The following is a 20,165-nucleotide window of genomic DNA, read 5'->3' as shown; positions in this document are numbered from 1 at the left end:
ATTGGATGATAGTTGCGGATTTTAGGGTTACTTTGATTTGCGGTGCAAAGATACAAAAAGATTCCGAATATAGTGTAAAACAAACAATAAAAGATGGGTGCTTATCGTTCAAAAACCATTTAGCACTGATAAAAACAGAGTCATTTCGTTTAAATGACCACCTTTTTGGGAACAAAATTAGCAAAAATACACTTTACTTCCCATTTTTCAGAATATTATTGTATCTTTGCACGCATAAAAAACAAAGAATCACATAGAACAATGGAAAAAGCAAAACAGATTCCTTACCGTGCCATCGCACTCGACCTGGATGGCACCCTGACCAACCACGACAAGGTGGTCACCCCCAAAACCCGCGAAGCTCTCCTCAAGGCTGCCAGCGAGGGAGCCGTCATCATCCTTGCATCCGGTCGCCCTACATACGGCATCGAGCCGGTGGCAGAATGCCTGGAACTGCAGAAGCGAGGGGGCTATATCCTTTCCTATAATGGTGGAAATATCGTGAACGCCCAGACCGGCGAGAAACTCTTCACCCAGTTTCTGCCAGATGAGGTAATCCCTGTATTATATAAGTACGCGCGAGAGAAGAGCCATGCCCTGCTGGGATACGCCGGCAATGAAATCATCACCGAGATGCCAGACGATCAGTATGTGAAGGAAGAATCGCGCATCAACAAGATGAACATCCGCAAGGTAGAGCATCTACTCGATGCCCTGGAACCTCATCCTACCAAGCTCCTCATGACGGGCGACCCATCGGATATGCTCAAGGCAGAACAGGAACTGCTGGATATGGTGGACGATAAGATGGACGTCTTCCGCTCAGCCCCATTCTTCCTCGAGTTGGTACCTAAGGGAATCGACAAGGCGCAGTCGCTGAGAAGACTCCTGGCGAAGATCAATCTCACCCCTGCCGATATGATAGCCTTCGGCGACGGCTACAACGACCTGAGCATGCTGAAACTTGCAGGCATGGGAGTAGCCATGGCGAATGCTGCCCCGGAAGTAAGAGCCGATGCCGACTACATCACCCTCTCGAATGAGGAAGACGGCGTAGCTGCGGCGCTGGAGCACTTCGGCATGTAGCAGGCCATCGCCCCACATACTTACTCCAACCACTAAGGAAACTTGAGGGGAATAACAAAAATTAAATTGAAATATTTTGTGTTTTCTTCCTTTTAGAGTACCTTTGCAGTCAAAAATCACTCAGGAACTATCATCCTGACAGATAACAGAATTAAAGCATATCAACGATTATGTTACAACTTGACGATTTCTACAAGGCCCGCTTCGTGCTGAGCCACGTGATTAGAAAAACTGAGCTGGTTCACACACCGAGAATCAACCCAGATAGTGATGTTTATCTGAAACCGGAATGCCTCCAGAAGACGGGGTCGTTCAAGATTCGAGGTGCATACTATAAGATTTCCCAACTCTCTCAGGAAGAGAAGGAGAAGGGTGTGATTGCCTGTTCGGCAGGCAACCACGCACAGGGTGTGGCTCTCGGCGCTACCGCCATGGGAGTGAAGAGCCTCATCTGTCTGCCCGAGGGTGCCCCTATCTCCAAGGTAGAGGCTACCAAGCGTCTAGGTGCAGAGGTCTGCCTGGTTCCGGGCGTCTATGATGACGCTTACCAGAAGGCGTTGCAGCTGAAGGATGAGCACGGCTATACCTTCGTGCATCCTTTCGATGACGAGAAGGTGATTGCCGGACAGGGAACCATCGGACTGGAAATCCTCGATCAGCTGCCTGATGTAGAAGCTGTGGTAGTACCGGTAGGTGGCGGCGGACTGATTTCGGGAGTCGCTTTCGCCATCAAGTCGCTCAATCCTAACATCAAGGTCTATGGAGTCCAGGCAGAGGGAGCAGCCAGCATGGTTCAGAGTCTCCACGACCACAAGCAGGAGAAGCTGCCATCTGTGGCAACCGTAGCCGACGGCATCGCCGTGAAGGAACCGGGTAAGATTACCTTCGAAACCTGCTCCAACTATGTGGATGAAATCGTCACCGTAAGTGAGGACGAAATCTGCGCAGCCATCCTGAAGCTCCTCGAGAGCGAGAAGATGGTGGCTGAAGGAGCCGGAGCTGCAAGCGTAGCTGCCGTGATGTACAACAAGGTGCCGGTGAAGGGCAAGAAGACCATCTGCGTGGTAAGCGGCGGTAACATCGATGTTACCATCCTGAACCGCGTCATCAACCGTGGATTGGTAAAGAGCGGACGTCTCTGCACCATCGAGATGGAGCTGGACGACAAGCCGGGCGAGCTGGTAGAGGTAGCCTCCGTCATTGCAAACCTGGGCGGCAACATCACGGGAGTTCATCACGACCGTTCTGCCAACCGCAACAAGGTGAATGCCTGCGTGCTCCGACTCACGATGGAGACCCGCGACTCCGCACACGTCAAGGAGATCAAGGGTGCCCTGGAGCAGAAGGGCTTCCATCTCTGGATCATATAAGAGAAGAGACTTTTAAAAAAATCCATAAGATATAAAAAGAGGGTGCGCCGTCAGTTGATAGCGCACCCTCTTTTTATATCTTATTAAACTCTTTATTACCATCAAGCTCTTTTATTATTGAGCTTTATCTTTGATAGAACTACTTTACTTCCTTGAGCAAGCAAGGGCGAACCTTCTCGGTTACACCAGCTTCCTCAGTAATCACGGTAGTGAGAGGCTTGAGATCGGCAGCATTCTTTGCCACCATCACCTTGTAATCACCAGCCTCAACCTGCCACTGACTATCAACCTCATTGAAAGAAGCCAGGTTCTTGTATGGGATGTCGATAGTAACTGTCTCCGACTCACCAGGCTGCAATTTCTTAGTCTTGGCGAAACCACGAAGTTCCCTGGTTGGTTTATCCATATCCTTGCCAGGAGCTGCCACATATACCTGAACAACTTCCTTACCAGCTACCTTACCAGCATTCTTCACAGTCACCAGGACCTTGATATTGCCCTGTGCATCCTTCGTTACCACAGGTTTGCCATACTTAAAGATAGTATAACTCATACCATAACCAAAAGGAAAAGATACAGGCACTTTCTTAGTCTGGTAATAACGATAACCTACATAAACACCATCATTATACTCGGTGTAATCCACATTCTTCACGTCACCCTTGCTACCGATGCCCTTGCCCATAAACATACCAAGCACATCATCAACCTTGACAGTCTCAGGGTTAGGGAAATCAGCCTTAGAAGGAACATCGTTATAACTTACAGGCCATGTCATAGGAAGACGACCAGAAGGATTCTCCTTACCCGCCAAGATGTCAGCAACACAGTTACCACCCTCCTGACCAGGCAACCAAGACAGCAATACAGCATCAGGACCGCCAATCCAACTCTTGGTCTCAATAACGCCACAAACATTCAAGATGACAACCACCTTCTTGCCAGCCTTATGGAAAGCGTTGCAAACGCCAGAAATCATATCCTTCTCCTCCTTGGTGAGATTGAAGCTATCAGAAATCTTTCGATCCAAGAACTCACCAGACGACTTACCAATAGTGATGATTGCCATATCGTTGTTTTTGACGGCAGCAGACATATTCAATTCAGCAAGGCTCATCTCAGGGATGAAGTGACCCGGCAAGAAAGCCTCCAAAGGATTCTTTGGCTTTGGCAAATTTGCCTTTGCCTTTGGAGCATACTCTATGTATGACTTCTGGATGTCGCCATCCACCTGATAGCCAGCATTCTTCAAACCATCCAACAAACTTACCACATAAGCATGGTTAACATTGCCGGAACCAGTACCACCAGCTATGAAATCATAAGAAGTATTGCCGAAGAGAGCTATGTTCTTAATCTTCTGAACGAGTGGCAATACATTCTTGTTATTCTTCAATAACACCATTCCCTCGGTAGCGGCATTGCGAGCCACCAAAGCATGTCCCTTCAAATCAGGGTTGTTGTCAGCAACATACTGCTTGAAACGAGGAGTCTGCATGATATACTCCAAGATATGGCGTACATTGCGGTCGAGGATTTCCATCGACAGGCGACCATTGAGCACAGCCTTGCGAATCTCCTTCACCTGGTCTGCCTTACGTGGCATCAACAGGTCGTTACCCGCTTCCATCTGGGCAGCTGCGCTAAGACCACCAAACCAGTCAGTCATCACCATACCCTTGAATCCCCACTCATGGCGAAGAATCTCTGTTATCAAGTCACAACGCTCACTAGACATCGTACCATTGATGAGATTGTAAGAAGTCATCACTGTCCAAGGCTGAGCCTCCTTGATAACGATTTCGAAAGGTTTCAAGTAAATCTCACGGAAAGTACGTGGATTACCGATAACATTGTTACGAGTACGATTGGTCTCCTGGTTGTTCAGTGCGAAGTGCTTCAACGAAGTACCGACATCGTTGCTCTCGATACCATTCACCATAGCAGCACAAATGGTACCAGCCAACAATGGGTCTTCTGAATAATACTCAAAGTTACGACCACAAAGAGGATTACGCATAATATTGGTAGCAGGTGCCAACAAGACATCTACGCCATAATGCTTCACCTCGTCTCCCATAGAGGTACCTACGGAATACACCAAGTCTTTGTTCCAGGTAGAACTCATCACAGTAGCCACAGGGAAGTGGGTACAGTAGAATGTCTTATCGGTATTCTTGCGCTTAGGGTCGATGCGAAGACCAGCAGGACCATCGGCTACAACCGTAGCTGGAATGCCCAGACGCTCAATACCATTCACCTGACCTGCGGCACCCTGTACCAACTGACCTTGGTTACCAATGGTAGCCTCCATCTGGCTCTCATACTTACCCGTAGAACCTACCACCAACTGAATCTTCTCATCAAGAGTCATCGCATTGATGACATCCTGGATAGGAGACACACCCAACTTTGGGTTCTGTGCTTGCACTACGAAAGTCGCAGAAAAAAGCACACATGAAGAAACTAATAATTGTTTTATCATTGTCTATATCTTATTTTTTAATAATCTTTTACAAAACTCTTACTTGAAAAACTTATTTTATCATTTGAAAATCTTCTGTGCGAACTCTGTAAGATACACACGCCAATTACGCCAGATGTGGCCGCCCTCGGTCTCCATATAGGTATATTCATACCCCTTCTCATCGAAATAGCGACGCAAGCCGGCTGTACTCTTATACAAGAAGTCGGTCTTGCCCATACCTATCCAATACAATTTTGGCTTGTTCTTAAACAAGGTTGCCAACTGCTGCTTCGCCTCCTCGTCCTCTTGCAGCATCTTATAGAAATCGGTGCGAAAATCGCCAGTCTTTCCCACATGCAAACCAGCGGAGAATAGACCAACGTAATCAAACTTATTAGGGAAACGGCGAGAGATGTCAAAGGAGTGTCCACCACCCATTGACAAACCGCAGATGGCACGATGCGCCTTATCCTTGCCCACCTTGTAATGGCTCTCCACATAGTTCATCACGTCAGGGAAGCTCTCATCCATCGTAGCCACCGCCTTGGCACCTTGGTAACCATAGAAAGAAGGCACATACATACCTGCCGACCATTCGCCAGGAGCAGCCTGACAGTTAGGGTTGCCATTGGTCATCACCACGACCATAGGCTTAGCCTTACCAGTGGCAATCAAATTATCAAGAATATGCTGTGCACGACCTAAAGTAGTCCAAGCATCCTCATCACCACCTGCGCCATGAAGCAAGTAGAGCACTGGGTAATCCTTGCCCTTGTCGTAACCTGCTGGAGTATAGACGGTCATACGACGCTGCATCTTGAGCGTAGGACTATCATACCAAACCTTCTGCACATTGCCATGAGGCACCTCATTGACGGTGTAGAGGTCACCACAGTCGCCTTTCTTGTCTGACAAGATAAAAATATTGGTTTCCGAAGTGATGTCACGAGTGATATAGACGCTTCCAGGATCCACAATCTTCACACCATCCAAGATGAGATTATAAGAATAAAGCTCAGGAGAAAGATTAGTGCTGGTAAAGCTCCATACTCCCTTGTCATCCTTCACCAAGTCTGCCACTCCCGGTGCATCATACTTTCCCACAGGGGTATCAATCTGCTTGGTAGGCAAGAAGTCGCCCGTAATCTGCACTTTCTGTGCATTGGGAGCCTTGAGACGGAAGGTTACTGTATGGTTAGCGTTTACCTCTGGAGATACCACAGGTACGTTGTCGAACAAAGCTTGCTGTGCAAAGCTGCTCATACTCAAGAGCAAGGCTGTTGCCAAAAATGTTATCTTTTTCATTGTGATGTTGTTTGAAGTTACTTAAAGATTTTCTGGGCAAACTCACCCAGGTAGATGCGCCAGTTGCGCCAGATATGACCGCCATCGGTCTCCATATAGGTGAATGGATAATGGTTCTTGGTCAGTTTCTCTCTTAAGGCGGTATTGTCCTTAAAGAGGAAGTCGGTGTTGCCGATACCAATCCAGAAGAGCTTTGGCTTGGCTGCAAACAAGTCAGCCAACTTCTTGTCGAAGTTATCATAGATGTACTCGTTGGCGCCACCACTTCTTTGTTCCTTGCCAATGGCTGCCGAGAAGAGACCCACATAGCCAAAGGTCTTAGGATTGTTGATGGAAATATAGAGGGAATGGAATCCACCCATTGACAAACCGGCGATGGCACGGTTCTGGGTATTTGCCAAGGTACGATAACGAGCATCCACAAACTTCACCACCTCTGGGAAAGAAACCTCAAAAGAGCCTTCCATGGTCTTAGGCAATCCCAATGTAGGAACTATCAGATTATCCGAAGTCTGTCCTGGAGCTGCCTCCTGAGAGATATTGCCATTGGTCATGACGACGATCATTGGCTTCGCCTTGCCTTGCGCAATGAGGTTATCGAGGATTTGCGAAGCACGTCCCAAATCCATCCACGCTTCCTCGTCGCCACCGATGCCATGCAAGAGATAAAGCACAGGATATTTCTGCTTGCTGGTCTCGTAACCAGCAGGAGTATATACTGTCATACGGCGAGTAAGGCCAGCTTTGGCATCATCATACCAGACCTTTGATACGGTTCCATGCGCTACCTTGTTGACCTTGTAGAGATCTGCCTTTCCCCCACCTATCAAGAAATAGTTGGAAACGTTGGCGATGTCACGCACGGTATAGACGTTGAGATGGTCAGTAACACTGGCGCCATCCACCATCATTGTATAAGAATACAACTCTGGTGACAGAGGAGAGGTGGTGGTATAGCTCCACACCCCCTTCTCGTCCTTGGTCAAGTCAGCCACACCTGGGGCATCATACTTGCCCATCGGGGTATCAATCTTGCGAGTTGGCAAGAAATCCCCCGTAATCTGCACCTTTTGAGCACCAGGTGCCATACAGCGGAAAGTAACCGTCTTGTCGGCATGAATCTCAGGCGACTGTGGCATTTGCCCTCCGAAGAGGGCTTGCTGTGCCGAAGCACTGCCACATGTCATACATAATGCAATAACTAATATTGATAACTTTTTCATTGTCTTTACACCTTATTATATATACGTATATGATTATTGTACTTCCACTGAAGCGAACTTCACTGTAAAATTACCCGTTCCTGCAGCACCTGTAACATCCACGGTGCCTAAGTTGGAACCAGAGAAAGTAAACAAGCTCATACCCTCGGAATCCTTTGCGGTCTCAATCACGATGGAACCAGAAGAGATATACTGCTGCTTGCCCGCCTCGTCCACAAAATAACTTCCGCCAAATGCACCATATTGTGGCATGGCATAACCATTGTCCATTAACCAAGGGGCAGTAGAGCTACCCTGGATAGTATAAGTACCTGCCAAGCCCTCTGCTTGCAAGTTGTTGGAATTGACAGCCTCCAAAGATGCCATCACCTTGCCCTCAGGACTCTTTACGGTCATCACATATTTGGTAACGTCTGGGAAGAAGGTTGTCTGACCGGTTGCCCAATCGCGTGTCATCACAGGAGAGGTTGCGATAGAGAAGGTATAACCAGAAGCCTCTGGGTCATCCTGTCCCACAACGAAGGCAAGCTCTCCTACATAATTCAACTTCACTCGCTGACCGGCGGCATTGGCAAACAAACCGTTCAAGTAATACTTGCCCCCGATAAGAGATACGTCGATGTCGCCACTCTTCATTGCCTCACCATTCACCTTGACCACACAAGTTTTGTTAGCCACGGTCTCAGCTACGGTATAAGAGGCAGCGGGAAGAATCCACTCGGTACTACCAAAACTAATCTGAATGGCAGTTCCCTTTACATCTTTTATATCTACATTGAGCGCCTTCAAGCCTTTCTTTAACTTAGTGGTAGGCTGCACGGTAGCCTCTTGCGATGTATAATTCTGCATATCTGCATATACTCCCTGCATACCATCAAGAGCATCGTTATCGCAGGCTGTGAAACACAGCCCTGCAATAAACAGACTTAATATTGAACCTATATATTTTTTCATATCAATATCATTTAAATATCAGTTAATTAGAAGATTACCATCCCGTATTCTGCTGGATATTAGGATTCAATTCTCTTTCCTTCAAAGGAATAGGAAGCAACATGTGCTTGTCTTGGAATCCGAAAGTAGAATTGGAGAAATCCCAACTTACGCCCTTGGAAGAGTAGTTAGGAATTTCCTTACCCTGTGAAGCCAAGGCTTTCTTGGCATCACCCCAACGTACCAAGTCCTGGAATCGGGTACTTTCCAGACAGAGCTCCAAGCGCTTCTCCGTCTTGATGTCGTCCAAGGTAACGCTAGTCAATGGAGTTTCCTTGGCGCGAATACGAATCTCATTGATGTCTCTCAGCGCTACGTCTGTGTTGCCAGCCTCCAGGTTTGCCTCGGCAGCCAGGAGGAGAACTTCGGCATAACGCATAATCTTTCGGTCGGTATATTGAAATCCCTGGAACCAGGAGGCATCCATGATGTTGTCACTCTTCAATAAGCGGTTCTTAAAGAAGAGGTATCCTTCACATCCATAGATGTTCTGACCAGGATTCAACTTCACACCGTATGCTGCTATCTGATTACTGTTGAGCAGGGTCTTCTGCAAACGATATCCATTCTCGCCCTCTGCTTTTACAAATGCATCATAGAGAGACTTGCGAGGGTTCAAGAAGCCGTAGGTTCCCTGAGCAACTTCGTCGGCAGCCTTTCCTTCAAGCGTCATATTGCCAGTACGCCATCCTTGCATCAGGAAGGTCATGTCCATCTGGGACCAAGTCTGCTCCTGGTCGTTACGCCACTGCAATTCGAGCATAGACTCACAGTTGTTGTTGTTGACGGCATGAAACTGCATGTCATAGTCGCCACGGAAGAGGTCGTACTTCTTGGAATCCACCACCTCATTGAGTACGGATGCAGCCTCCTGATACTTCTTCTGGAAGAGATAAGCCTTGCCCAAATAAGCCTTTGCCACTTCCTGGGTAACACGCATACCCGTCTCCTGATCGTCCTTGTTCTTCTTGGAAGGCAAGGCATTCATACCGATAGCCTCTTTCAAGTCTGCCTCCACAACAGCCCAAAGTGCCTCTGGAGTACTGTTTGGCTGACGGTACTCATCTGTAGCCAAGAGATGATCTACCAATGGAGCTGTACCCCAAAGAGTAACCAGCTCGAAGTTAGCCCAAGCACGGAAGAAATAAGCCTCGGCTATGGCACGTTTCTTGACATCCGTATCCTTAGCCACCTTCTCTATGACGAGGTTTGACTGATAGATGACACCATAGAGACCCGAGAACAGGCCCTCGATATTACCGTTGCTAGAATCGAAGGTATATTCATTCAACTGCTCGTATGAGTTGTTGTCGCCACGATTACCACCGCCACACCAAGCATCATCCGAAAGCAGATTCTTGGTAAAGAACCAAGTATAATACAATCCCTTCACACGGCTATACATGGCAGCCACCGCCTGCTCGGTCTGCTCATTGGTCTTGTAGAAATCATCCTGACCACCCATATTGCCATGCTTTGCTATATCGAGTCTGTCTTCACAACCGGCAAATAACACTGCCACAACGAGAAGCAGACTATATATGATATTCTTTTTCATAATTTCCTAATGTTATTATATATATATATAGAATATGTATAGTGTTAGTTATATGAACCTCCAGACCTTAGAACTCCAAGTTGAAGCCCATCACTACCTTCCTTGAGGTTGGATAACCGCCTTTGTCGATACCCATACCCACTACACTATTGGTAGAAACCTCAGGGTCGAAGCCTGGGTACTTGGTGATGGTGAAGAAGTCATCGAGAGACACATAGAGGCGCAAGTTGCTGATTGCTACCTTCTTGAGAAGAGTCTTCGGCAAACTGTAGCCCAACTGAATCTGCTTAATCTTGAAATAAGATCCATCATATACCATTGCGCTGGATGTAGCATACTTGTCCATATTGTTGGCACCAGCACGTGGCTTGCTACCATTAGGATTGCTCTCCGTCCAACGGTCGTCATAGAAGAGTTCCTTCATCTTGTTGACCATAGGGAAGTCGGTACGGTTGATACAGTTGAATATCTTGTTGCCTGATGCACCAGAACCAAATACTGCCAAGTCGAAACCTTTGTAAGCTGCGGTCAAGGTGATACCATAGGTGAAGTCTGGAATGGCACTACCCAAGTCCATCTTGTCATCATCGGTCAAATCACCACTATCGTTCAGGTCGGCAAAAGTTGGATCGCCCGTCTTTGGGTCTATGCCTGTAAACTGATAGCCGCGGAAGTAATACACAGGATAACCCTTCTCGAAGTATGTGAGAGGCACATTCATAAAGGTAGTACCCTGCAAACGAGTCAAGGATGGGTCGAGATAAGTAACCTCGTTCTTCAAGGTAGCGAGGTTGCCACGCACACTGTAGCTGAAATCACCGATGTTGTCTCTCCAACCGAGTTCAAACTCGAATCCCTTGTTGCTTACGTTACCAGCATTGATAGGAGATGTAGTGCCGCCGATAACCAAAGATGGAGTGGTACCACCCACGAGCAAGTCCTTGGTCTTCTTCACGAAATAGTCCATGCTGAAGTTCATTCTGCCAGCGAAGAGGAGCGCATCAATACCCAAGTCGGTCTGCTCTGATGTTTCCCACTTCAGTTTATCGTTACCCATACTAGATGGACTAACAGACGTTGTATAATTATTACCAGAAACTAACGGATAAATGCTACCCTGCGCCATATCGGTGCTGTAGGCATAGCCACTCAAGGCAGCCAAGCTACCATTCTGGCCCCAGCTGGCACGCAATTTCAAACTAGCCACAACATCTCTTAAAGGCTCGAAGAACTTTTCCTCAGAAATGGTCCAACCTCCAGACACAGCTGGGAAATATCCCCAACGATTGGTAGCTGGAAGCTTAGATAAGTCGGCAGCATCTGCACGGAGGGAAGCCTGCAGATAATAACGGTTCTTATAATCGTAACTCAAACGACCAAAGTAAGAATACTTGGCAGAGCGAGTTTTCTCACCACCTACAGACTTGGTAGCAGAAGCGGATGCGAAATTCAGATAGTAGAACAATGGATTGTTTTTTTTGACAGCGTCTTCACCATTAGCCTGCAAACCACCCTGCACGAAATCGTAGGTAGATTCCTGGAAAGACATACCAACCATGGCATTCACGGTATGGTCACCAAACTTCTTCATATAGTTGGCAAAGTTTTCCCATTGATAATAAATAGAGGTAGAAGAAGATGCACTCTGATCTACATAATCACGGCTTTGCGTTGCATTTCCATAGTAAGGAAGTGAAGTGGAAGAACTGCGAGTACCCGACAAACGGTAACCAAAGCGAGAAGTAAGCACAAGATCCTTGATAGGCTTGAAATCTGCATAAATGGAACCATTCACATTGAATCCACTGTTGCGAGATATGCCATTGTCACGCATCACGAATGGGTTGAACTGCTCACCTGCATAGAAAGCAGACACACCATAGTAGTTACCAGCCGCATTGGTCAAGAGATGCTTTCCGCTTGCCAAGGCACTAGCAACATGAGCAGGCAAGTTTCCACCCTCGTATGCAACGGGGGTCAATGGATCCATAGAAAGCACAGCTGCCATCATAGAACCATACTCAGTACCCTCTGAAACAGAACGAGCGTTATACTTTTCAATCTGGTTAGTAGTACCCACCTTCAACCATGGCTTGATCTGATATTCAGCATTGATGGTAGCGGTAAGACGACGATAGAGGTCATTATTACCTCTTACCATACCATCATTGTCAAGATAAGTAAGCGAAAGATAGTAGTTGCCATTTTGGTTACCACCCGTAAAGCCCAGGTTGTGCTTCTGCATCTTACCCTTACCATAGATGGCATCTACCCAGGAGGTATTGGTTGTTCCATCCCAATTCTTCAAGAGATAATCCTCGGTAAAGGTCTTACCTTCTTTCATATATTGGATATATTCTTCGGCATTGAGCAACTTAGGCTTTTTAGCAAGCGATTCGATAGCATATTGGAAATCATATGTTATCTTTCCACTACCCACAGTACCCTTCTTCGTTGTAATGAGAACCACGCCATTACCAGCCTCTGCACCATATATGGCAGCAGAAGCGGCATCCTTCAACACTTCCATAGATGCTATGTCATTAGGATCGATACCACTAATATCGCCTAGGCGCACACCATCTACTACATAGAGAGGATCGGAAGAACCATTGGAAGAGAAACCACGGATACGAACGGTTGGTGATGCACCCGGACGAGCAGAAGAAGAGACAATCTGTACACCTGCGGTCTTACCCTGAAGAGCAGACTTGGCATTGGTGATGGTACGATTTTCCATATCCTCTTTCTTCACCTGAGAGATGGCACCGGTCACAGAACTCTTCTTCTGTACACCATATCCCACAACGACAACATCATCGAGTACCTTGTTGTCTTCATTTAATGTTATCTTGAGTCTGGAAGAGTTGGCTAATACCTCTTTATTCTTATAGCCAAGATAAGAGAAGACAAGGGTCTTACCTTTTTGCACCTGGATTGTAAAGTTACCATCCATATCAGTTACAGTACCACCCTTGTTGTCTCCCTGCACACGCACGGTAACACCAATCAAAGGGTCGGCATTTTGGTCAACTACAAGACCAGCGACTTTCATCAGTTCCTGCGCCAAGGCAGCAGAACCGGAAATCATCAATAAGAACACGAAGGTTAGAAACCTTCTGTAATCATTCATTTTTCTCATAGATTTTACTCATTAAAGATAATACTTTGTTAGTTAAGCTTTTATTCTTGTAAATCAGTTGATTGTTTACGGCTGCAAAGGTAGTACTTTTTATCATACACCTTTTTCTAACTTGTTTTCTTGTGTTACGTTTTTGTTCAAAATGGGGTTTTCTATATGTTCAAAAACTTGCGTATTTGTTTAAAAAGTCTTATAAACCTTGTATATATCAAGGTTTTATAGTACTTTTGCAGCAACAATCAAAACCATCGATTATGAAACGAACAAAGGTATTTTATAACGTACTCATCCTCTTGGCAGCCCTTCTTCTTACTGCTTGCCAGGACCAAAAAGACATCCCCGAAGTCTCTTCACCCGAGAAGAACCTCGTCCTGTCTGATCATATCTCCAACCAACAGGTGAAGAGCATCTGCGAAGACAGATACGGACAAATCTGGATAGGTACCTTCCGTGGTCTCAACAAGTATGATGGCAACCAGTATCACCAATACTACTGCGTGGACGATTCACTGGGATTGCCCGACAACAATATTACCGACATTTATCGTGACTCCCACAACCGACTCTGGGTAGCCACCGTCAATGGCGTATGCCTATACCAGGCCAATGGCTATTTCAAACGAGTAAGTATCAATGGCAATAACAAGAACATCGAAAAAATCCTGGAAGACAAGGAGGGAAGAATCTTCTTCCTCACGAAGACAGACCTGTATCAATATGACGAAAATACCAACACAGCCATCACCAGGCTCTCCAAGATGCTGGAGAAGAACTGCTATTATATCTCTTGCCATATAGACCGAAAAGATGTGATGTGGATTGTTACCCCTTACTCTGTCAAGGGATATCGCACCCAAGACCTCAAACTTATCGCCCAAAGTTCAGTACAGAATTATCCCATCGTCTCTTTTCTCCTCGATGGGCATCAGCTCTACCTCTCTGGCTACAATGGAATGCAGCTCTTTGATACGAACACCCGGAAATGGCAACATCTCCCTGCAGCATTGCAAGGCTTGCAAATCCCCAACGACATGGTCAACTGCATCCATCCGTATGGCGCAAAAGGCAACCTTCTGCTTAGCACCACCAAGCACGGATTATTCTATTTCAATGCCCAGAAGGGAACCATCCTGCCACAAAGCGACAAGAATTTCCCATTCGAAGTGCCTGATATGCAAGTCAACAAGATGTTAACCGACTCCAAGGGCAACCTTTGGCTCGGGTCAGAAGACGATGGCGTAAAAACCATCTACAGATACAAAGATATGTTTAACAGCATGCCTGCCCTTCAACGTGCCATCGGTAAACAGCCCGTACTCTCCGTAGCCGCCGACAGGAATCACCACCTTTGGATTTCTACCAAGAAGAACGGACTCTATATGTATGACTTGCAAACCCAGCAACTCAAGGACATACCGATGGTTTCCTACAGCAACGGCAACAAGAAGAATGCCATCATCAACATCTTTGTGGATAGCAGCAATCATCTATGGCTAGCCAATGGCGACCATGTGGCAAAGTACCAATACGATGGCAACAATCTCAACAAGGTAGCCTCCTACCCTTGCTTCATGCCTATGGACATCTGCCAAGATGCAAAGGGAAACATCTGGGTATCCACGGCATCCGTCAACATCTACTGCATTTCAGTACAAAGTGGAGAGATGACAAAAAAACAACTCTTCCCTACCACTTTCTGCTTCATTCCCAGCATCATGCTCTTGCAGAATGACAACATGCTCATATCTGCCTTCTACAAACCCATCCTCGAAATGAATGGAGACAACTTCGATGTCCAAGAGTTTAAAGTGAATCCGGATGACTGGAAGAAGTGCATCAAGCGAAGTGTGTATATCCCAACCAAGAACTATCAAGACCGCAAGGGCAACATCTGGTTGGGTACAGTTACCAACGGACTCTTGAAGTATGACGCAAAGAGCCGCAAGCTGACCACCATAGCAGGAATCTCCTGCTCCGACATTTCCAGCATCGAGGAAGATAGAGATGGAAACATTTGGGTCAGTACGCTGTATGGACTCAACAAGATAGATGGAAAAACAGAAAAGGTAACCACCTACAACGAGGCTGACGGTGTGAAAGGCTTCCAATTCTACGATAGGGCATCGTGCAAGCTGTCAGATGGAACTCTCATCTTCGGCGGTACCCAGGGACTCACCATCTTCAATCCCCAAAACGTAAACACGAACCAACAGATAAGTCTGCTTTTCGAAACACTCAAGGTACATAATGAGATTATGCTTCCTGGCAAGAATGGATGTATCAAGGAGAGTATGGAAGAATCACCCCATATCCACCTAAGCTACAAACAAAACAGCTTCAGCATCGCCTTTTCGGCCATCGACTACAGCGACTACAAGCACATCCATTACTTCTACCAAATGGCAGGATTCGACAATACATGGATTGATGCAGGCAATAACAACGAGGCGTACTACTCTAATCTGCCAGCTGGCAACTATACCTTCAAGGTCAAGATGGTAGGCAACGACTCCGACAATATCATCGCCGAAAAAAGCATACAGGTAAGCATCGCCCCTGAGCCTTGGAACTCTTGGTGGGCATGGTGCCTATACCTTTATTATAATGGGATGCGTCGGCTTCGTGATCTATCGGCAGAAGATGCGCATCAGCATCGAGAAGAACATGGTTCAAAAGGCTAAGGATGAGAAGGAGCAAGAACTGCGCATCAACAAGATGAACATGAGTTTCTTCGCTAACATCTCGCATGAGTTCCGGACACCACTCACCATGATTTCGGGACCAGTGGAACAACTCTGCGAAAGTGAAAGCATCAACAAGCACGACAAGTTGCTATTGAACATCATCAACCGAAGCGTGGATAGAATGCTGAGACTCGTCAACCAGTTGCTCGACTTCAACAAGTTGGAGAACGACACACTCCGCTTGCACGTCAAGCAAACCGACATTATCTCCGAGATGAAACGCATCATGGACCTCTTCATCGTGAATACCGAGGAGAAAGGTATCACCTTGAACTGTCACGGACTAGAAGGTTCCTACCTGATGCTTCTGGATTCCGACAAACTGGAAAAGATTATCAACAACCTGATGTCCAACGCCATGAAGTTTACCCCTCGTGGCGGTAAGATAGATGTATCTTTCGACACCGGTACCACTAACAAGGGAGTACAGATTATCACCATCACGGTGGCTGATACAGGCAAGGGAATCCCACAGAATGAGGTGGAGAATATCTTCAAGCGATATTATCAGTTGAACAACCAGTCCACAGGCACCATCAACTGGGGTACTGGCATCGGACTCTACTACGCCCGCAGCCTGGCCGTCCTTCACCATGGCGATTTAAAGGCGGGCAATCGCAAGGACTGCCAGGGAGCCATCTTCACCGTTACCCTGCCTACCGATGAGAGCCGCTATGCCGCCAACGAGAAAGCCCTTTTGGAGCAAGACCAGAAGATGACTTTTCCACTGCACGACAGTCAGAAAGTGGCAGACAAGGTAAGTCAAGATAACAGTACAGACAACCGTCCGAAAATACTCATCGTAGATGACGACACCGAAGTGGTGCATTATCTTCGCACCCTCCTGGCATCATCCTATCGCATCATCTATCGTTTCGATGCCGAGAGTGCCTTGAAGGCGACAAGGGAGGAAGAACCTAGCCTCATCCTCAGCGATGTGGTGATGCCGGGAATGAGCGGCTATGATCTCTGCAAGGAAATCAAGCAAGACATCCAACTCTGCCATATCCCAGTCATCCTGGTAACGGCAAAGACCACCACCGAAAACCAAGTGGAGGGTCTGAACAGTGGAGCAGATGCCTACGTTACCAAACCGTTCACCCCAAAGGTCCTCCTGGCAATGATCAACTCGCAACTCACCAACCGCGAGAAGACCAAGACCATCCTGACCAACGCCACGGAGACCGACAAGAACGTGGAGGAAGTACTGTCGCCACAAGACAAACTCTTCATGGACGAACTCTATCATATGATGGAGCAGGAACTGGCCAACTCGGAATTGGATGTCAACAAGGTAACGAAACTGATGCACATCTCCCGCACAAAGCTCTACTACAAGGTCAAGGGACTCACAGGAGAGAATCCAAGCGTCTTCTTCAAGACCTATAAGCTCAATCGTGCCGCCACCCTCATCGTGGAAGGCAAGTACAACATCTCGGAGATTGCCTATATGACGGGATTCAACACCCTGTCTCACTTCTCTACTAGCTTTAAGAAGCAATTTGGATGTACACCGAGCGAATATAGTAAGAAAACTTATTAAATTTCGATGCGAAATAGATCCGTTTTGGGGAAAAATGCTTATCTTTGCATCCAGATTGATTTAATAATAAAAAAAGGAAATTAATTATGAACGCAATTCACACAGACAATGCGCCTGCAGCTATCGGTCCATATAGCCAGGCGATCGAAGTAAACGGTTTCGTATTTGCATCAGGTCAGATTCCTATCGACCCTGCAACAGGCAACTTCGTAGAGGGTGGCATCAAGGAGCAGACTCGTCAGAGTCTCACCAATGCCCAGAACATCCTGAAGGCAGCCGGCACCGACCTTTCTCACGTAGTGAAGACTACCGTTTATCTGAACAGCATGGACGATTTCGCAGCCATGAACGAGGTTTATGCCGAGTTCTTCAGCCAGCCATATCCTGCCCGTTCAGCCGTAGCCGTAGAGAAGTTGCCTAAGGGCGCACTCGTAGAGGTTGAGGTTTTGGCAGCTAAGTAATTCCTGCATTCCAGGAGTCACAGGTCCGAAAACAACAAGGAAAAATATTTTTGATGGAATCCTGCATTACATTCAAGAATCTAAGCATTGGCTATCGTCCGAAGCATCAGCTCCGGGTGATAGCCTCTGCTGTTTCTGCCTCCCTGCATCCGGGCGAGCTCACCTGCCTCATCGGCGCCAACGGAGTGGGCAAATCCACCCTGCTCAGAACCCTTTGCGGTTTCCAGCCAGCCCTAGATGGCGAAATCCTTCTTCAGGATCAGCCTCTTTCCGCTTATCCGGCGCAGCAGCTAGCCCGTCAGATTGGCGTGGTTCTCACCTCCCGCATCGATGTTCCCCAGCTGTCGGTCAAGGAGATTGTAGGCATCGGCAGGTCTCCCTACACCAATTTCTGGGGCACCCTTACTCCGGCAGATCAGCAGATAGTGGATAAAGCCATCCATCAGGTCGGCATCCCCCACCTCGCCCAGCGCAACATCTCCGAGCTGAGCGATGGCGAGCGCCAGAAGACGATGATAGCCAAGGCGCTTGCCCAGCAGCCCCGCATCATCATTCTCGACGAGCCTACCGCCTTCCTCGATTTCCCCAGCAAGGTAGAAACCCTTCAGATGCTCCGCCGCCTGGCACACGAGCAGCACAAGGCAATCCTGCTCTCCACCCACGATGTAGAGCTGGCGCTGCAGCTCTCCGACAATCTCTGGTTGATGGAGCAGAACCGTCTCTCCGTCGGCACTCCGAAATCGCTTGCCGCCGATGGTTCCCTCTCGAGATTCATCGATCGCGACGGCATTCGGTTCAACCCGGAAGGGATGAGGATTGAAATAGAAAATGCAGCGCACTGCAAATTTTCCTAGTTTCCATAAGAAATTTGCAGCGCACTGCATTTTTTTAGATGATGGTAATCCAGATACCTTCCCCCTGATTCTCAGCCGCCTGGATGCGCTTCATCAGACGATGGAGCCAGATACGGGAGTTCACCACCATACCCTTCAGCTTATTCTCACCCACCAGGATGCAGCCCTGGGTATCGTCGGGATAGTTGCCGGCATGGATGCGGATGCCCTCGAAACCGGGAACACCCTGCACATACGGCAGCCACTTCTTGAATCGGGGCGACTTGGTGATGAGCACACGATACGAGCCCTCGGGGATGGCGGTATGGCCCGGAATCTTTCTTGCCACCTTGCCGCTCTCTCTACTGAACCGGGCATTCACTTCCCCGGGCTTCAGCGCTATCCCCTTCAGGTTGCGCCACGTAGGCTCCATGGTATCACAGAAGTAGCTGTCATCAGACAACTTCTTCAAGTCGAAACGATGCTCGAACCTGCGCTTGTCGCCTGCATTCTTGCCCGACAGCGCCTTGCGCTTCACGTCACCATCAGCCAACAGATACAGTCGGCCGATGGTATAAGTATTCTTCTTTGCTATACGCTCTAAAACTATTTCCATATACAATAGATTTTTTTCGTTCATTATTTTAACTAAACTTTCGTAAGTAAGCCCCACACGCCCTGAAAGGGCAGAAGCTCCTAGCCCAGGGCATCGCCCTGGGTTATTGCGGAAGCAAGCCTGCCGCCCTGTAAGGGCAAAAGCTTTCAAGTACTAAGCTATTTTCAAGAATGGGTCTTGATAAAAACTGAGTATTTGAGTAACTGAGTATTTGAGTCTTTCTCCTTCACCTTGATGTAGCCACGGAAGAGCCAGTTATTCAACATCTTCATCGTGCCCTTCGCACTCATCTTATGCTCAACTCTCAAGGCTTCCACCTGCTGATAGTTGAACTCCTCTGGCAGGAATCCCAGGATACTTGCCGGACCTCTCTTGCTCTCCTGATCACACTCCAGCTCCGCCTTCTTGATGGCATCACCGAAGAAACGCATCTTGCAGTAGATGTCGTAACGCTCGCTCCAGCGGATGAAATCCTCAATCTCAGGCTCCCACTGGTAACCGTTCGCCACATAGAGCACACATGCCTTCAGATAGCCGATTACGTTGGCACGGAAGCTCAGATTCTCATAGACTCTGTCCTGCGACAGACGGGAGAATTCCGCATTCTCATCCTTCAGCACCTCGGCAAGATGAAATGCCTCCTTGCATTCCACCAGCCCCGAAGCCATACAGAGATTATCGATGTAAGGTTTCAGAGAATTTCTGAAATCCTCATCATAGGTTCCATAGACGGGAATATCCTCGCCGATGTCTCTTTCGGGGATGGTGCAGAAGTTGATTCGGGAAACCGGACCATCGGTCAGCACACGCTTGAAATACCTGAT

General features: G+C 47.5%; 14 protein-coding genes and 1 pseudogene. 7 read left to right on the top strand and 8 right to left on the bottom strand.

Features of this window, described 5'->3' with window-relative positions:
- From DW657_RS18420 to ilvA, 3 genes are all read left to right on the top strand, one after another.
- The coding region (locus DW657_RS18420) for a hypothetical protein (protein ID WP_233547053.1) at nucleotides 1-257 on the top strand (257 nt) is incomplete at its 5' end.
- A gap of 22 nt (nucleotides 258-279) precedes the next feature.
- Nucleotides 280-1,086: a Cof-type HAD-IIB family hydrolase gene (locus DW657_RS13305; RefSeq protein ID WP_118312943.1), complete on the top strand. Its 807-nt coding sequence runs from the start codon at nucleotides 280-282 to the stop codon at nucleotides 1,084-1,086.
- 170 nt (nucleotides 1,087-1,256) lie between these two features.
- The gene (ilvA, locus tag DW657_RS13300) at nucleotides 1,257-2,456 is read left to right on the top strand and encodes a threonine ammonia-lyase (protein WP_118312939.1); all 1,200 of its coding nucleotides are present in this window, start codon (nucleotides 1,257-1,259) and stop codon (nucleotides 2,454-2,456) included.
- A gap of 139 nt (nucleotides 2,457-2,595) precedes the next feature.
- Here the strand turns inward: ilvA and DW657_RS13295 are convergent, their stop codons facing one another.
- The 6 genes from DW657_RS13295 to DW657_RS13270 form a co-directional block, all read right to left on the bottom strand.
- On the bottom strand, nucleotides 2,596-4,938 hold the full coding sequence (locus DW657_RS13295; protein WP_369973480.1) for a glycoside hydrolase family 3 C-terminal domain-containing protein: 2,343 nt from the start codon (nucleotides 4,936-4,938) through the stop codon (nucleotides 2,596-2,598).
- A 63-nt stretch (nucleotides 4,939-5,001) separates the two neighbouring features.
- On the bottom strand, nucleotides 5,002-6,228 hold the full coding sequence (locus DW657_RS13290; RefSeq protein ID WP_118312936.1) for an esterase: 1,227 nt from the start codon (nucleotides 6,226-6,228) through the stop codon (nucleotides 5,002-5,004).
- 17 nt (nucleotides 6,229-6,245) lie between these two features.
- Entirely contained in the window at nucleotides 6,246-7,451 is a 1,206-nt protein-coding gene (locus DW657_RS13285) for an esterase (RefSeq protein ID WP_118312934.1), read from the bottom strand.
- 33 nt (nucleotides 7,452-7,484) lie between these two features.
- Complete coding sequence (locus DW657_RS13280) at nucleotides 7,485-8,405, bottom strand: hypothetical protein (protein WP_147381942.1); 921 nt, start codon at nucleotides 8,403-8,405, stop codon at nucleotides 7,485-7,487.
- A gap of 34 nt (nucleotides 8,406-8,439) precedes the next feature.
- Nucleotides 8,440-10,002, bottom strand: coding sequence for a RagB/SusD family nutrient uptake outer membrane protein (locus tag DW657_RS13275; protein ID WP_118312931.1), 1,563 nt, complete (start codon nucleotides 10,000-10,002; stop codon nucleotides 8,440-8,442).
- A gap of 67 nt (nucleotides 10,003-10,069) precedes the next feature.
- Complete coding sequence (locus tag DW657_RS13270) at nucleotides 10,070-13,144, bottom strand: TonB-dependent receptor (RefSeq protein ID WP_118312929.1); 3,075 nt, start codon at nucleotides 13,142-13,144, stop codon at nucleotides 10,070-10,072.
- 254 nt (nucleotides 13,145-13,398) lie between these two features.
- Here DW657_RS13270 and DW657_RS18415 point away from each other — a divergent pair, with 254 nt between their 5' ends.
- The 4 genes from DW657_RS18415 (at nucleotide 13,399) to DW657_RS13255 (ending at nucleotide 18,746) form a co-directional block, all read left to right on the top strand.
- Nucleotides 13,399-15,825 carry a two-component regulator propeller domain-containing protein gene (locus DW657_RS18415; protein ID WP_233547048.1) on the top strand — a complete coding sequence of 809 codons (2,427 nt, stop codon included), beginning with the start codon at nucleotides 13,399-13,401 and terminating at the stop codon, nucleotides 15,823-15,825.
- Nucleotides 15,749-17,431 carry a response regulator gene (locus DW657_RS18410; protein ID WP_233547046.1) on the top strand — a complete coding sequence of 561 codons (1,683 nt, stop codon included), beginning with the start codon at nucleotides 15,749-15,751 and terminating at the stop codon, nucleotides 17,429-17,431. Before DW657_RS18415 ends, DW657_RS18410 begins: the two co-directional genes overlap by 77 nt.
- 86 nt (nucleotides 17,432-17,517) lie before the next feature.
- Nucleotides 17,518-17,892 carry a RidA family protein gene (locus DW657_RS13260; protein ID WP_006848032.1) on the top strand — a complete coding sequence of 125 codons (375 nt, stop codon included), beginning with the start codon at nucleotides 17,518-17,520 and terminating at the stop codon, nucleotides 17,890-17,892.
- Between the two features lie 53 nt (nucleotides 17,893-17,945).
- Nucleotides 17,946-18,746: an ABC transporter ATP-binding protein gene (locus DW657_RS13255; protein ID WP_118312927.1), complete on the top strand. Its 801-nt coding sequence runs from the start codon at nucleotides 17,946-17,948 to the stop codon at nucleotides 18,744-18,746.
- A 34-nt stretch (nucleotides 18,747-18,780) separates the two neighbouring features.
- On the opposite strand, the gene DW657_RS13250 is transcribed toward DW657_RS13255, so the two are convergent.
- On the bottom strand, nucleotides 18,781-19,341 hold the full coding sequence (locus tag DW657_RS13250; RefSeq protein ID WP_118312926.1) for a DUF5675 family protein: 561 nt from the start codon (nucleotides 19,339-19,341) through the stop codon (nucleotides 18,781-18,783).
- A gap of 164 nt (nucleotides 19,342-19,505) precedes the next feature.
- Nucleotides 19,506-20,165: pseudogene (locus DW657_RS17885) on the bottom strand (hypothetical protein); the annotation flags it as partial.

This window comes from Prevotella sp. AM23-5 (genome assembly GCF_003473645.1).
Taxonomy (GTDB): domain Bacteria; phylum Bacteroidota; class Bacteroidia; order Bacteroidales; family Bacteroidaceae; genus Prevotella; species Prevotella copri_A.
Note: the sequence above shows the minus strand (reverse complement) of the source record. Positions and strands in the feature narration are given on the sequence as shown.

Coding starts and splice junctions, on each gene's coding strand:
- DW657_RS13280 (WP_147381942.1), bottom strand. CDS start 8,405: ATGAAAAAATATATAGGTTCAATATTAAGTCTGTTTATTGCAGGGCTG.
- DW657_RS13275 (WP_118312931.1), bottom strand. CDS start 10,002: ATGAAAAAGAATATCATATATAGTCTGCTTCTCGTTGTGGCAGTGTTA.
- DW657_RS13285 (WP_118312934.1), bottom strand. CDS start 7,451: ATGAAAAAGTTATCAATATTAGTTATTGCATTATGTATGACATGTGGC.
- DW657_RS13260 (WP_006848032.1), top strand. CDS start 17,518: ATGAACGCAATTCACACAGACAATGCGCCTGCAGCTATCGGTCCATAT.
- DW657_RS13270 (WP_118312929.1), bottom strand. CDS start 13,144: ATGAGAAAAATGAATGATTACAGAAGGTTTCTAACCTTCGTGTTCTTA.
- DW657_RS18410 (WP_233547046.1), top strand. CDS start 15,749: ATGGGATGCGTCGGCTTCGTGATCTATCGGCAGAAGATGCGCATCAGC.
- DW657_RS13250 (WP_118312926.1), bottom strand. CDS start 19,341: ATGGAAATAGTTTTAGAGCGTATAGCAAAGAAGAATACTTATACCATC.
- DW657_RS13255 (WP_118312927.1), top strand. CDS start 17,946: ATGGAATCCTGCATTACATTCAAGAATCTAAGCATTGGCTATCGTCCG.
- DW657_RS18415 (WP_233547048.1), top strand. CDS start 13,399: ATGAAACGAACAAAGGTATTTTATAACGTACTCATCCTCTTGGCAGCC.
- ilvA (WP_118312939.1), top strand. CDS start 1,257: ATGTTACAACTTGACGATTTCTACAAGGCCCGCTTCGTGCTGAGCCAC.
- DW657_RS13290 (WP_118312936.1), bottom strand. CDS start 6,228: ATGAAAAAGATAACATTTTTGGCAACAGCCTTGCTCTTGAGTATGAGC.